We start from the raw sequence: 13,444 nt of genomic DNA, 5'->3' as shown, positions 1-13,444 counted from the left end.
GGATGAAAATTGAAAAGAACAAAATTGTATTCATTAGCGTCCTGGTGGTCATTGTGATTTTTCTTGTCACCTATACCTTAATGATCACTGGGGAGGAGGAAGAGCAACAGGAAAACCTCAGGCAAACGGAAATCCCAGCCCTTGAAGAAGAAAGCCAGCAAACCTATGATTCCAAACTGGAGGCTATTGATAACCTCAAAGAAGTTCGGGATAGGAATGCGCCAAGTATTTATGATGAAACGTTTTTGGATTCTTTAGGTTATTACGACACCGAGCTTTTGGAAAAAGAAAAAGAGCGCAAGATCGATAGTATTTATGAGCTGGGAAAAGCCCGGCAGGCGCAAATTGTAAACCTTACACAAACTCGGCCAACCAGACCACCGGAGAATAACGGCTCATACTCAATTAAAACAATAGCGAAGGCTGATACTGCAGAGATTCAGGAAGCGCAAAAAATAGCGGCCAAAGAAATGGAATTGGAACATCAATTATTCTTTGCTTCTGCATCTATGAAACCCGAGGTTTCTTCCAAAGAAGCTACCGATAAGGAAATTAAGGTGGTCGTCGATGGCACCCAGGTAGTCAAAGCCAACTCCAGGCTTCGGATGCGACTTTCGCAGCCTGCCAGGATTGGTGATAAACTTATTCCCAAAAGCACCCCGGTTTTTGGTTTTGTTAGTTTTCAGCCTAATCGTGTCCTGATTGAGATTGAAAATATCAATAAGCATCAAACTAGCCTAAAAGCTTTTGACCTTGAAGATGGTAGCGAAGGTATCTACATCGAGAATAATTTCCGGGCGGAAGTAACCACGGAAGTCTTGGATGATGTAATCGGTGATATTAATATCCCAAGTGTACCCCAGGTCACTGGAATAAGCAAAGTATTTCGCCGAAATAACCGCAATGTAAAAGTGACCATTCTAAATAATTACAAATTAATTCTCAAAGCCAGCAGACCTGAATCAAATTGGGGATTGGCTAACCAATAAAACAATCATTATGAAAAAGTATATTTTAACCAAGGCCGCTCTACTTGTTTTTATTATGACCAGTGCACAAACCCAGGAAAAACTGGACACTATTTACGCTAATGAGTACAAGAATGTTGCGCTATTTTTTCCAGAGGAAATTAGCCAGGGTATTACCGGTGCTGAGCATTTTGTTTTTACCTATAACCGGGATAAGCAGCAACACTTCGGACTGCTGCAGGCCAAGCCCGGCAGAGAAAGTAATTTACTTGTTATCGGAACAAATGGTTCGGTATTCTCCTATATCCTGAAGTATAAAGAACAACTTTCCAGGCTGAACTATTTTATCCCTGAAGCGCAAAGTATCGGAAAGGAAAAGCCAGTTGTCAAGGATTCAGTTAGGGACAAAAAACCGCAAAAGAACTTAAACAAGAAGGAAGATCATTACCGCAGATTCTGCAGCTACCTGCTGAGTAAAAAGCAACGCATAGGCCGCATAAAAAAACGCAAGACGGGTATTATTTTAAGTGTTGAGAATATTGTTTTTAATAAGAAGCAGCTCTATTTTGTGATCGAAATTGAGAATAGATCCAGCCTGGATTATGATCTTAATTTCTTAAACCTGGCGATTGAAACCCGCAAAAAGGGAAAGAAGAAATCCTTACAACGCTTATACCAGGATCCGGTTTTCAAGTACAACTTGCCGGCTAAGATTGGAAAAAAACAAACGGTAAGATTGGTTTATGTGATGCCAAAATTTTCCTTGTCTAAAGAAAGGAGGGCGATATTGGAACTTAATGAAAAGGATGGGGAACGTAATTTAAAACTAAAGATCTCCCATCGGTTTATTAATAATCCTAATTGATAATTTTGAAAAATTCCGACTTTAAAAGTTTAAATTTTTCTGGCTTTTGCACCCCTGCCAGTCAGTCTATAACGCTGTTTACTACTTTGTGGTTTCTCGGGAATGGTCATTTCAATCAAGCCTTCGGCAAGTGCAGGTTGCAAATAATTTTTTCTAAAATTTTCTCTATCGGAAAGTCCTAAATGATATTGCAACTCACTTCTGCTATCTTCACCATTAATCACATTTAAGAGATCCTGAACTTGCGGGGTTACTTGCGGGGTCTCTTGCAGGGTTACTTGCGGGGTTTCATTAGTAGTTTTATCAAAAACTTCTTCTGAAGCTGGAAAAACCATTCGTAAAAAGTTCTCGGAGAAACGGAAGGAATCTTTACTATAGGATTCTAATATTCTGGGGATCCCCGATCCAAGTTGTTCTACCAAATCTAGGTCTTTATAAATGCGCATTAATTCTTTGTTGCGGGGAATCGAAAAACCTTCAAAAAATTCATTTTTACTTAAGCCATCCGGTAAAGAACCTGCAGAAGTGATTTCTATCCGATCACTAAAAATTTCAAACTTTGGAGCTATTTCACGAGTGTAATCATTATGGACAAAGGCATTTATAATGGCTTCCCGCAGTGCAATGGCATTCCAAAGACGATGTTCTTTTCGTTCACTGTGGGTGATTTTGGTAATCGTTCGATTTTCCAAGTTCATTTTATCCAATACGCTCTTAGTGGCTTTTATTAAAGAGCAGTAACCATATTCATTACTTTCAACTAAATCGACCCGTGTATTCCCTTTATACTTAGCTAATTTAACAGAAACATTATTTTCATCTGCTAATAAATATGCTGCATAATTCAAGTCTCCTCCTGTCGTAGTTAGCTCTAAATTTTTTCTGAATTGTTTGTTGAGGGGCTTTTGTTTTTCCTGGTAATATATATGAAGTTGCTCAAACCTTAAATCCTGTCGGTGTGCTTTTATTTTTCCGATAGAATTTCGGGTACGTGTGGCAAAAAGTTCTTCAATGAGTTTTTGTGACATAGGCTCTGCCGCAGAACCAAGCCGTATAAAACAACCTTTTTCACTCATTCCAAATTTTTTGAGATGGTAAGGTTTTTCTGAACCGCTTGCTACGATGATTTTCAGAATATCATTCCCATCCCGTTCCTCAGTTACAATATCAAATAACCCAAGTGCAGAAGGCCGTATATTGTTCCTTACCCTATCCTTAATTTTCAATTGCACACTATCAGGATCTTTCACCCCAAAAGTTCTTCCTTCCTTATCAATCCCTATATAGATAATACCGCCTTCACGATAATTTAAAAAAGCAACAACTTCTTTCTCCAAACCATCGGAAAGCTCCCTTTTATATTCTATACGGTTGGTCTCACTCATAAAAAAGATTTTAACGCCACAAATATACTTATAATTACTGGTCAAATATAGACTTGGCCTCCTTATACACCCGCTCAAAATTAGATTCCAAATCAGCTTTGGAATAAGGTTTTTGATCTTTAGCCGAAGGCAGATCGCGCCTAATATTCTGCAATCTAAACTGTACCTTTTTATCCTTTCCATCTGCATAGGTTATAAATTCTCCCTGGTTCAGGCGAAAGAAAACATCGGCACGGATTTTTGGGATTTCCTTCTCCCCGGTTGTTACTCGGGTATCAAAATCAAGGCTATACCCGCGGTTGACACTGGTGGTAGGTTTCTTTACAATTTCAAAAAAGCGCTCGTAGTATTTGGCGGTGTCGGGGTCATTTACCTTTCCAAAGAACTGGTAGGACAGGTTGCTTAAAATAGCCTTACTAGCTTTATCCCCATACATCATATCATTTTGGATCTTATCCTGCATTACATAAATAGTAGCGATATCATAACTCCTCAGGGTTGCCGGGATCCGGTGCATATTCAACAAACGAAGGGTGGGGGCTTCTTCCATCAGTAGGAAGGAAGCTTTGGAGTTTCGCACACTCATTTGTTTAGTTATGGTATGGATAATAGTGGCTATTACCGGAGAGTAGGAAGCTTCGTATTTTGGATTGTTCACTACGGAAATAACTGCAGGGTTTTCTTCACTATTAATATTAAGCGGAACCTCATCTTTAGAAAGCACCATAAAAATCTGCTGGGTACTGATCCTTTTAAGCGCATTGGCCAGGGTACTTTTTACACCGGCCGTTTGCCGCTCAGAATCTTTCCCACTGATAAAGGCATCGGCCATTGCTCGGGAGGTGGTATTGGTTTCCAAAAACTGGATCAGGCTATCGGTATCCAGGTACTGGTAGGTAGCGATAAGGTGCGGGAGCGTACAAAACTTCGGGTAATCCGTTTTTAATTTCCAGATCAGTCCCCCGATTAGCCCTTCTGCGGCATCATTAAAAAATTTTGTAGTCCCCGAGGTACCTGACTCTCGTTGTTCAAGTAGGTTTTCCACTAGGACCCGGGAGACTTCATTGACGCTTTCCTCATTTTCCAGGTATCGTGGAGCTATGGGATTCACCCGATGGATGATTTTATCAAAGGAAATAATCTTAAAGGGAATTTCCCGGTCCTTAAAAAGGGGATAGGCCATTTCGGTAAGCTCAAAGTCCTTATAGTCGTGAATCACCCCACAAAAATTTTCCTTTTGAAAATGCTTTAAAAAGCCATACACCACGCTTTCGGTCTTCCCGCTTCCGGCAGAGCCAATAACGGAAACACCGCGTTTAATATTCTCCAGTTTAAATTTTCCGTTGGTGGTCGTAAAACCGACTTGGTATTTTCTATCGATCTTTTTATTATTCTCACCCTTATGTAAAAATACATACATCAGGGTATTGATTAGGAGCAACGGACACCCCAGGAATAATAAAGCCGGAATCCACTGGTTATCCTGGACCCCATAAATGCCAAGGGTCACTATCAGCAATAAATTCAAAATAAAAGCAAAGCGGTTGATCAGCCTAAAACATATATAGAACAATATGCTTACCAGCCCGATGATCAGAAGCAGTCTAACAAGATTTTCTATGTCCATAATAATTAAAATTAAATACCGATTGAACTTGATTTAACGGCTAGCTCCACCCCTTTCTTAAGCCTGTTAAAAATTTTGAGGGCAACTTGTGCCTGGGAAGTTGGAATGCTGGGCATCATCGGGATCCCTGATTCCCGGATAAGTTTAAAAGCAAGTGCTTTTTCGTTAGCCGGTAATCCCATTAGCGCGGTAAAATAGTGGTTCGGGTTTTTAATAAATTCCTTTCGAGCCGTATAGGTTTCCACAAAATTGCGCTGATAGCCGAAGGTTTTATCAAAGGTCTTTTCTGCTTTTTCAAAAAAGCGGTCCCGGTCAAATCCGCGTTTAACGGTCTTACCATTAAAATTAACTTCCGAAGCTTTGTATTTACTTCCCGGGGATAAGCTAACCGAATTGGAAGCATCTTTTCTACTTACGATAATATGAATATGGCTTTGGTTTCCTGCTTTGGGCATTCCCTGTACGATTCGCTTACCATCTTGCCGGTGTGGTGCCTGTGCTTCCAGTTTCTCAATTTTCTTTTCCCGTTTTTGAATACTTCCCTGCATCAGCCCGGTTTCAATTTTTCGGACTTCACTTTTAAGTTGAAGGATTTTAGTGGCGTAAGGCTGGTTTTCACGAACCTGGCGGTCTGTACCTTTAAAACTCCTGCTATGTTCGATTTTAGCGTAATATTTAATATCATTGATATTAATCGGCCTTCCGTCTATTTCCCGGTTAAAGCAGGCCACATAATCTTTCATCAGTTCCCGGGTATACCTTTTTAGATCCTTACTACTGCTTTGCAGGCGTTTTAATTCGTATTTGGAAGGGCTCACGGTAATGGAATAGAACTTGGGTTCTTTCTTTTTGAGCTTGGCGGTATTGTTATCAATTTCTTTGACGACTTTCTCAGGGGTAATGGCATCCTCATATTGATTAAAGAAATGTTCCTTTGCCCCTTCTTCTAACCCTTCATTTTCCTTTTCCAGGTAGCTAACAAAACCGGCGGAACTTTGGGAGTAATTCCCACCTAACTTTTGGGGAGTGATCGTGATATACATAGCAGGAAATTTTAAAGGTTATTATCAGAAAAATTCTTTTCACCCCTACCATCTTGTTCCTGTTTGGGAATACCATCTTTTTTCTCCCGGAGGATTTTCTTTTCCAGGATGAGGGGTTTCTTTGGAGGTGCTTCGGTTTGGAAAAGTGAGGCGATCATCGCCGCGGTAGGTTTGGTTTGGGTTTTTTCCATATCACGCATAATGGCAATAACCGCATTGATACGTTTCTTAAAAGAAGCTTCGATAGTCCTGCCGGTTGGCCCTAATTTTTCGTGGGGGGAAATTTCATTATAGAAAAAAAACTCCAGCATTGTTTCCAGGGCTTCGGTGTGTGATTTGAAGTGTGTTCTTGAAAATTCCTGGAAACGTTTTGCTGTTTCTTTTTTAAACCTGATGCCAATAAATGAGTCCATAATTCGCCGATTTGTCGCAAATTCTTCCCTAGAAATGGGCGTTGGCAGGCCATTTGTCGCAAATTGCTTAAACACAGGAATTCAAACAAACATTAAATAACTGATTTACAGTTATTTAAAAACGAAAAGGAGTACTTAACATCGCGTAGCGTGTTACCCTCTTGCTACTCCTTTTCGTCCCGCAGCGCGGGACAAAAATTCCGTACAATTTGGCCTATTGCCTGTCTTGATAGACAGTCAAAAGCCCCTTGCCATTTTTCAGGAAAAAATTTCCGTTGTTAATTATTTGATTGCAGGTTTATCGGCGAAAGTCAAAAATGGATACGCCTGCGTAAATTTGAATGCTGAAAGTCAGCGAAATAAATATAAGGATTTTTTTAGTACCAGGTTGTAATAAACAAATATTTCCTATTCAACAGGGTGAGCAAATTCAGGAATTTTTTTATCTTTATTGAATAGGTTTCAATGACCTAAAAAGAAAGGGGAAATTCAGGTAACAGCGAATTTTCCCTTTTTGTTTTCAAGGAATTGGTTTATATAAAAAACTGCCGAATACATTTTAGAAGAAATACTTGGGAGCTTCTTGAATGATTAACCTATTCAGATATTAAAAATATAGGTATAGGAATATAAGTTTTTTAAGCCTTCCTCCTCGATTATTTTCTTAAAATCGGATTGGTGTTCCCTTGCATACCTTTGGATCGATTTCCCGTATTTTTGGGGTTACTTCTTCCCGGGAAATTTTGATTAGCCGTTTTTGGGGTTTTTTGTTCAAATCGTTAAAATTCAGATAAACCATGACTTTCGGGTTTTAAAGCATGCCATTATCGGCAAAACTATAGTAATCTCCACCGGGCGTTAAAATCAAATGATCCAACACTTTGATATCAAATAACCCAGCGGCATTTTTAATTTTACGGGTAAGGTCTTTGTCGGGGTTACTTGGTAGTAGCGTTCCCGAGGGGTGATTATGGCAAAGGATAACCGCTGTACTAAGGCTCTTTAGGATAACTCCGAAAATAAGGCGCAGATCCACAAGGGTATAGGTAATCCCGCCTCTGGACACTTCAAAAATCCCTTTTACACGGTTATTGTTGTTGAGCAGAAGGAGTTTAAAACTCTCGCTCACTTCTATTTCATCTTTATCCCAATTGGAATAAAGGACATCGGCAGCGGTAGCGGAAGATTTTATTTTTGGTGCTTCACTAAGTTTTACCCTGCTGCGATAGACTATTTTTATTTCACTAACTTTGGTTTTCATAATTATTGATTTTCTTAGATTAATAATTAAAAGAGGGCGCAACTTTGGAGATAGGCGCCCTCTTAGTTTTAAAAATTACTGGTCTGCGTTTTCCTTGTTTCCAAGGAATAGGATTTCATTCACCAAAATTTCGGTAACATATCGTTTCTCCCCGCTTTGGGTTTCATAGGACCTGGAAGTTAGTTTGCCACGGATGGCCACTTCTTTACCTTTATCAACATATTTCTCGATAAGCTCCGCCTGTTTTCCCCATGTCACAACATTGTGCCATTGCGTATCCTGTACTTTTTCTCCTTTTGAATTTTTATAGAATTCATTGGTTGCAATTGAAAAGCTGGCTACTTTTTTACCACTTTCAAGATTTCTGATTTCCGGGGTTTGTCCCACATTTCCGATTAACTGAACTTTGTTTCTAAGCGTACTCATAATTAAAAGATTTAAAAATTAATAATTGATTTACTTATTATATCCGGGGCGTTTTCCTGTTTTTGATTTTTTTTACTTCGCTTCCGGGTATGTTGTTTTGAAATGATTTCATGAGATTTTTATTTGATTTACTTCCTATAGAGTATCCTATGATAAATCCAAATTTCCTTTCATAATTTTCTTCTATAGTTCTGCTTTTTATCCACAAAGCCTTTTTGATCGACATACTTTTTATATCCAGAGCATTTTCCTTTTTTTGATTCTTTTGTGCCGTTGCGATATTTTGTGGTGGATTTGATTTCATCTTTTTTTGTTTTCGACTTACTTCCCATAGAGCCTTTACATTACCTTTTTTTGATGCAAATAATTTTACAATATCCAGACCTGCATAGGGCGTATAAAAAGCGAAGCGGCTTTATGCCGCCCGCAGGAATGGATGTTGTTATTTCGCCACCAAAAAAAGTTAATGTGCTATGTGGACGGCCAGGAAGTCGAAGGCCTGAAGATGAAGAGAAGCTACCTTCAACGCTAAGGCATAAAATGAGGTATGAAGGAATTCTATGCAGAATTTGGAAAATAAGTTTCTAACCGCTAAAAATGTTCACTTGGATTGAACCTTCTTGCAGTACATATGAAGAATAACTGGAGCGGTGAATTAGGAAAAGTAGCCCATTGTATTCACATAAGGTGTCCCTCGCGCAATCACCGCAAATGCCCGGGCCACCAACTTATTTCTTATTATATTGATTGTACTCATTTTGCTCTTACCCATTTCAAGCCTCCTCTCATAGTACGCTTTCATCTCTGGACTTGACTTTATTGCAGCAATGGCACATTGGTGAAGCAGTGATTTACCTTCAAGGTTTGCCAAACGGCTAATCTTCGTCCTTCCTTTTATACTAGTCCCTGAGGTATGCGGAAAAGGTGCTATACCACAATAGGAAGCAAACTTCCTCCACGACCCGAATGATGTAAATCCAGCCGTATATACGATCAAGAAACGAGCAGTAACCCTGCCAATTCCTTTTATCCCAACCAATAGCTTCATCATTTCCTTTAACTCCTGATCGCTCTGTAATAGCTTGTCCATTTCACGTTCAAGGTCACTTATTCTCCAGCTCAAGAGGTTTATAATGTCCTCCTGTACCCAGAACAAAAGAGCATCCTCTTCTAAAACTTTTTTCTGCTCCTTAAGTGTCGCCATATGTCCCGCCCGTTGTCCAACCAATTTTCTTCGAAGGGACATTAACCGTTTCAACCTAACCAAGGTGGAGCCGGGTAATTTAACCAATACCCCCTCTTCCCGGGTTCGATAACCATACAAGGCTATGCGTTTGGCATCCGCCTTATCGTCCTTACCCCTAATGATCCCCAACGAGCGCTTGATCTCCAGACCAGATACTACTTTTAGCAAGTAATCTCCAGTGGCTAATATTTCGACAAGCCTATCTGAATAGAGTCCCGTGTGCTCCAATATGAACAAGAGATTTTCCTTATTCACTTTACTTTTGCTCAAAGACCACTTGATCATCTTGCCAATACCTTCTGGATCGTTTGCAAACCCCCTTTGAAGTCCACTTTTATGGATACAACAATCCAAAGTCAGTTTACTCACATCAATACCAATAACATCAATAATTTCCATATTTTTATATTGCATTTAATAGATTGCTTAAACTAAGACCTTTAATAGCAAAGGCTAAAATCCTATATGGTTCTGGCAATCTGGTTACAAAGGACGGGGACTAATACGCTATAGAGGCCGTGAACCTGGCCGTCGCAAAAGTTCACCCCGTCCTTTTTCTTTTATCATCCTAAATTTAATGACAAGGAATAATTAATTTCAATTTTAGAAAGGGTAGGTGCCAAAACTCTATATAGGTCGTTATCCTAGCCGTCGCCGAAGTTCACCTACCAAACTTGTATTTATTAACAAAATTGAAAGTTATGAGTCTCCCCCAGACCCCCTCTTTTCAACACAATCACCATTATAGATAAATACTATATGACAAATCTAAAGGCCGTGTGCTGTTACCTTTTTTGATGCTGATACATTTTCAAGAGTTAGAATTAGGGAAGACTTATAAAAAGGAGTATACGACTGGCTTATGCAGTCTGGACTAACTTCTAAATATTGGTATTTTGCATTACAAAAAAGGTAGGAACAGCAACGGCCGGGAAGGAAATGGAAATGCTGAAATTAAAAAACAACCGGAAGCGAAGTAAATGGATAAATGGAATTCCGATTTAGCGGGCGTCCTTTATTATTTAGTTTATAGAATAAGACTATAGGATAAGCACAAATTACTATATATCGAATACATCAAGAGAAAAATGAAAAGGATGCTCAAGATATCCTAAAGGAATCTTTTTACCCGACATGGAGCATTTTGCAGAATGAAGCGGTAATGTGCTGACTGATTTACAACCAGAAAATTAAGACACTATCCCGTAAAGTGTGTAAGTTTTAAATAAAGGGGTTTGGCTTTATTACTTAAAGTCGAACCCTTTCTTCATATATGGTTAAGAACTGATTGAGGATAATTCCCCAATTTCTAACCGGCATAGTCCACTTTTTTGTGGCTTCCCTTAAAGCCAAATATACAGATTTCATAACAGCATCATCGGTAGGGAAGGATAATTTATTCTTGGTGTACTTCCTGATCTTACCGTTTAAATTCTCAATAAGGTTGGTTGTATAAATAATACGCCTAATCTCCAGTGGAAACTCATAGAAAACTGTAAGGTCCTCCCAGTTGTCTCTCCAGCTTTTAATAGCATAGGAATACTTGTCATTCCACTTTTCTGCAAAATCCTCCAGGGCAGCTTCTGCGGCCTGTTTGGTCGGAGCATCATAGATGAGCTTCATATCTTTTGTAAAGGCTTTTTTGTCTTTCCAGACCACATACCTGCAGGCATTCCTGATCTGGTGAACTACACATATTTGAGTTCTGGACTGCGGGAATACGTTTCTGATGGTATCGGTAAATCCGTTTAGATTATCTGTGGCGGTGATAAGAATATCCTCCACCCCACGGGCTTTCATATCCGTGAGTACACTCATCCAGAAGGCTGCAGATTCATTCTTTCCAAGCCAGAGGCCAAGAACTTCTTTCTTACCGTCCCTCCTAAGGCCTACTGCGATATAGATCGTCTTGTTTACTACCTTGGAATTCTCCCGTACCTTAAACACGATCCCATCCATCCAGACAATAAGATAAACAGACTCTAAAGGACGATTCTGCCAGGCAACAATATCATTACTAATTCGATCAGTAATTCGGGATATGGTGGAAGTAGAAACATCAAAACCATAAACCTCAGAGATCTGTTCTTCAATATCGCTATTGCTCATTCCTTTGGCATAGAGCGATACAATAACATTCTCAATACCATCAACCATATTCTGCCGCTTGGGAACAATCATGGGATTAAAGGATCCGTCCCTGTCCCTTGGAACTTTTATAGTGTCCTGGCCAAAGGAACTGCGAACCTTCTTCCGGGAATAACCATTGCGGGTATTGGTATCTATGGAACGCTGGTTTTTCCCGTAATCCAGGTGCCCATCGAGTTCACCTTCCAGCATCTTTTCCAGCCCACGCTTTTGCAGCTGTTTTAGAAAACTACTGAGTTCTTCACCTGATTTGAACTGCTTTAAAAAATCATCGTCAAATAAATCTTCTTTTTTCATTACTGTGTAAATATTAGAGGCCTGAAATTACAGGCAAGATTAAAAAAATATCGGGGTTTGCAAACCCCGATATTTTCTACTTACACAGTTTTTGAGATAGTCCCAGTTGTAGGAATATATAGTATTAAGCTTCTTAAAAGATTTACCAACGGCGAAAACCTCGTTTGTACGTTTAAAGTTTCTAACTTGGAAGCTTTGTATTTACTCCTATGAGACAGCCTACCTATTAGGAGTATTATGAAGGTTCTCAATAATATGAGTATAATTCTGGTCGCCCCTCCTTTAGAAGTACTTGAATTGAAATACCAGAGAACTCCCGATTCCTTATATTACAGGGAATCGGTTTTTAATTGAAGTATTTTGTTTACAAAAGGTCAATTTTCTACGCCTCTTAAAACTTCAACTTTTAAAAAGAAAAATAATGAATTCCATAGAATCATTAGATTAAGAAAAAGTTGGTAGGTAAACATTTTTAAATAATCAGGGCTTATGAATAAAGTCTTTTAAGACAAAAAAATACAATAAAAATGATGCAATGACCAAAAGGATTAATGAAAAAATTCCAAAAAGCTTTTCTTTTTTAGTTATTTTATTCCGGGAAGATTTTTGACCCTTCTTCTTTCTTCTATTTCTCCTATATTTTGACATTTTTCTTCTACACTTTCTTTTGGGTAAATTGCAAACTTATCGCTTTAAAAAGGGTTTATTCCCTCTAATTAGATAAAAATTCATTGTACTGTAGTCTTACAATTGCCTTAATTTAGGGCACCTAGGATACCATAGGAATATTTCACAAATAATTCTGTGGTCTTACTGAAGGTATGAAGCTCAGGAATTCAGTTAATTTCTAAAAAATAGTGACTTCATAAACTTAAAAATGCAGATTTGTTTTCAATCCTACTATCATTTTAAAATAAGTACAGGAACTTCTGATTTGAAAATCATTTTCCGTCTCAGCCCCAGTTCAGTTAGTTTTTCTATAAAGGCATGTTTCCTGTAAAGTAGCGCCAAAATATCTATGGCATTATCTTTCAAAAAACCGGTTATTTTATCTTCAGTTTTCCCTTCGGAAAAAAGGTGAACAGAAATATTCTGTAGATTAAAAAACTCCTCATAATAGTTTTTTATCTCCTGTTCTTTAATAACTTCATCTTTACTTTTAGCAAAATGAAATATAAAAAGGCGCGCGTTAAATGCCTTTAATAGATCAGCCAGAACCTTTAGTTCCCTATCAGGTTTCAGATTATCTGAATCCAGCGCCAGACAAATTCTTTTTAAACCAAAAGTTTCTAAATCTTCAGGTACAACCAGCACAGGGCAGGGTACATCCTTGCTCACTTTTTCACTGGTAGTTCCTGCAAGGTAACCTTCTACCTCACCTGCACCTTCTGTCCCCATAATTATCAAACCTGCTTTTTCTTCTGTTGCTAATTGATAAATTATATCTGAAGGTCTTCCTGGGGCTACCATACTCTTATATTTTATTGTCGCCAGACGTGGAAAATTTTCGAGAAATTCCAGCATTTTTTCTTTGTACAATTTCTGATAAGAACTAAAGTTGTCGGGAACCGGATAAACTATAGCCCCGTATCCGGCATATTGATAACCTTCAGAATAGGCATGAACAAAGATAATTTCTGAATTTAAAGATTCGGCCACCTTTATGGCATACTCAACTCCAATTTTGGAACTTTGACTAAAATCAATCGGAACTATTATTTTCATGGTTTTTTAATTTTAATTATACATTCAGTTTTTCAATTAA

12 protein-coding genes are annotated in these 13,444 nt (G+C 38.6%); 2 read left to right on the top strand and 10 right to left on the bottom strand.

Going from position 1 to position 13,444, the window contains the following annotated elements; all coding sequences use genetic code 11:
• The first annotated feature begins 2 nt into the window (after positions 1-2).
• Positions 3-989, top strand: coding sequence for a conjugative transposon protein TraM (gene traM / locus RM553_RS00775; protein ID WP_311532988.1), 987 nt, complete (start codon positions 3-5; stop codon positions 987-989).
• Positions 990-999: 10 nt separating this feature from the next.
• A complete protein-coding gene (locus tag RM553_RS00770) occupies positions 1,000-1,833 on the top strand; it encodes a DUF4138 domain-containing protein (protein WP_311532986.1) in 834 nt (277 codons plus the stop codon).
• A gap of 29 nt (positions 1,834-1,862) precedes the next feature.
• Here the strand turns inward: RM553_RS00770 and RM553_RS00765 are convergent, their stop codons facing one another.
• The 10 genes from RM553_RS00765 to RM553_RS00720 form a co-directional block, all read right to left on the bottom strand.
• The gene (locus RM553_RS00765; RefSeq protein ID WP_013073394.1) at positions 1,863-3,218 is read right to left on the bottom strand and encodes an RNA/DNA-binding domain-containing protein; all 1,356 of its coding nucleotides are present in this window, start codon (positions 3,216-3,218) and stop codon (positions 1,863-1,865) included.
• A 34-nt stretch (positions 3,219-3,252) separates the two neighbouring features.
• Entirely contained in the window at positions 3,253-4,845 is a 1,593-nt protein-coding gene (locus RM553_RS00760; RefSeq protein ID WP_041579134.1) for a type IV secretory system conjugative DNA transfer family protein, read from the bottom strand.
• 11 nt (positions 4,846-4,856) lie between these two features.
• The gene (mobB, locus tag RM553_RS00755) at positions 4,857-5,888 is read right to left on the bottom strand and encodes a MobB family relaxase (protein WP_311532984.1); all 1,032 of its coding nucleotides are present in this window, start codon (positions 5,886-5,888) and stop codon (positions 4,857-4,859) included.
• Positions 5,889-5,899: 11 nt separating this feature from the next.
• Positions 5,900-6,301, bottom strand: coding sequence for a BfmA/BtgA family mobilization protein (locus RM553_RS00750; RefSeq protein ID WP_013073397.1), 402 nt, complete (start codon positions 6,299-6,301; stop codon positions 5,900-5,902).
• Between the two features lie 811 nt (positions 6,302-7,112).
• Positions 7,113-7,562 (bottom strand): JAB domain-containing protein, encoded by a 450-nt coding sequence (locus RM553_RS00745; protein ID WP_311532982.1) that lies wholly within the window; start codon positions 7,560-7,562, stop codon positions 7,113-7,115.
• A 75-nt stretch (positions 7,563-7,637) separates the two neighbouring features.
• Positions 7,638-7,988 (bottom strand): single-stranded DNA-binding protein, encoded by a 351-nt coding sequence (locus tag RM553_RS00740; RefSeq protein ID WP_013073401.1) that lies wholly within the window; start codon positions 7,986-7,988, stop codon positions 7,638-7,640.
• Positions 7,989-8,025: 37 nt separating this feature from the next.
• Positions 8,026-8,292: a hypothetical protein gene (locus tag RM553_RS00735; RefSeq protein WP_013073402.1), complete on the bottom strand. Its 267-nt coding sequence runs from the start codon at positions 8,290-8,292 to the stop codon at positions 8,026-8,028.
• A 351-nt stretch (positions 8,293-8,643) separates the two neighbouring features.
• Positions 8,644-9,633 (bottom strand): IS110 family RNA-guided transposase, encoded by a 990-nt coding sequence (locus RM553_RS00730; protein ID WP_311532979.1) that lies wholly within the window; start codon positions 9,631-9,633, stop codon positions 8,644-8,646.
• A gap of 849 nt (positions 9,634-10,482) precedes the next feature.
• Positions 10,483-11,679 carry an IS256 family transposase gene (locus RM553_RS00725; RefSeq protein ID WP_311532977.1) on the bottom strand — a complete coding sequence of 399 codons (1,197 nt, stop codon included), beginning with the start codon at positions 11,677-11,679 and terminating at the stop codon, positions 10,483-10,485.
• Positions 11,680-12,582: 903 nt separating this feature from the next.
• The gene (locus RM553_RS00720; protein WP_013073440.1) at positions 12,583-13,404 is read right to left on the bottom strand and encodes a universal stress protein; all 822 of its coding nucleotides are present in this window, start codon (positions 13,402-13,404) and stop codon (positions 12,583-12,585) included.
• Positions 13,405-13,444: the final 40 nt, after the last annotated feature.

This window comes from Autumnicola tepida (assembly GCF_031846485.1).
GTDB lineage: Bacteria > Bacteroidota > Bacteroidia > Flavobacteriales > Flavobacteriaceae > Autumnicola > Autumnicola tepida.
This window is presented reverse-complemented; position numbering and strand designations above follow the sequence as displayed.

What these genes read in the sequence shown, in the direction of transcription:
- traM (WP_311532988.1), top strand. Translation starts at nt 3, where the DNA reads ATGAAAATTGAAAAGAACAAAATTGTATTCATTAGCGTCCTGGTGGTC.
- RM553_RS00770 (WP_311532986.1), top strand. Translation starts at nt 1,000, where the DNA reads ATGAAAAAGTATATTTTAACCAAGGCCGCTCTACTTGTTTTTATTATG.
- RM553_RS00765 (WP_013073394.1), bottom strand. Translation starts at nt 3,218, where the DNA reads ATGAGTGAGACCAACCGTATAGAATATAAAAGGGAGCTTTCCGATGGT.
- RM553_RS00760 (WP_041579134.1), bottom strand. Translation starts at nt 4,845, where the DNA reads ATGGACATAGAAAATCTTGTTAGACTGCTTCTGATCATCGGGCTGGTA.
- mobB (WP_311532984.1), bottom strand. Translation starts at nt 5,888, where the DNA reads ATGTATATCACGATCACTCCCCAAAAGTTAGGTGGGAATTACTCCCAA.
- RM553_RS00750 (WP_013073397.1), bottom strand. Translation starts at nt 6,301, where the DNA reads ATGGACTCATTTATTGGCATCAGGTTTAAAAAAGAAACAGCAAAACGT.
- RM553_RS00745 (WP_311532982.1), bottom strand. Translation starts at nt 7,562, where the DNA reads ATGAAAACCAAAGTTAGTGAAATAAAAATAGTCTATCGCAGCAGGGTA.
- RM553_RS00740 (WP_013073401.1), bottom strand. Translation starts at nt 7,988, where the DNA reads ATGAGTACGCTTAGAAACAAAGTTCAGTTAATCGGAAATGTGGGACAA.
- RM553_RS00735 (WP_013073402.1), bottom strand. Translation starts at nt 8,292, where the DNA reads ATGAAATCAAATCCACCACAAAATATCGCAACGGCACAAAAGAATCAA.
- RM553_RS00730 (WP_311532979.1), bottom strand. Translation starts at nt 9,633, where the DNA reads ATGGAAATTATTGATGTTATTGGTATTGATGTGAGTAAACTGACTTTG.
- RM553_RS00725 (WP_311532977.1), bottom strand. Translation starts at nt 11,679, where the DNA reads ATGAAAAAAGAAGATTTATTTGACGATGATTTTTTAAAGCAGTTCAAA.
- RM553_RS00720 (WP_013073440.1), bottom strand. Translation starts at nt 13,404, where the DNA reads ATGAAAATAATAGTTCCGATTGATTTTAGTCAAAGTTCCAAAATTGGA.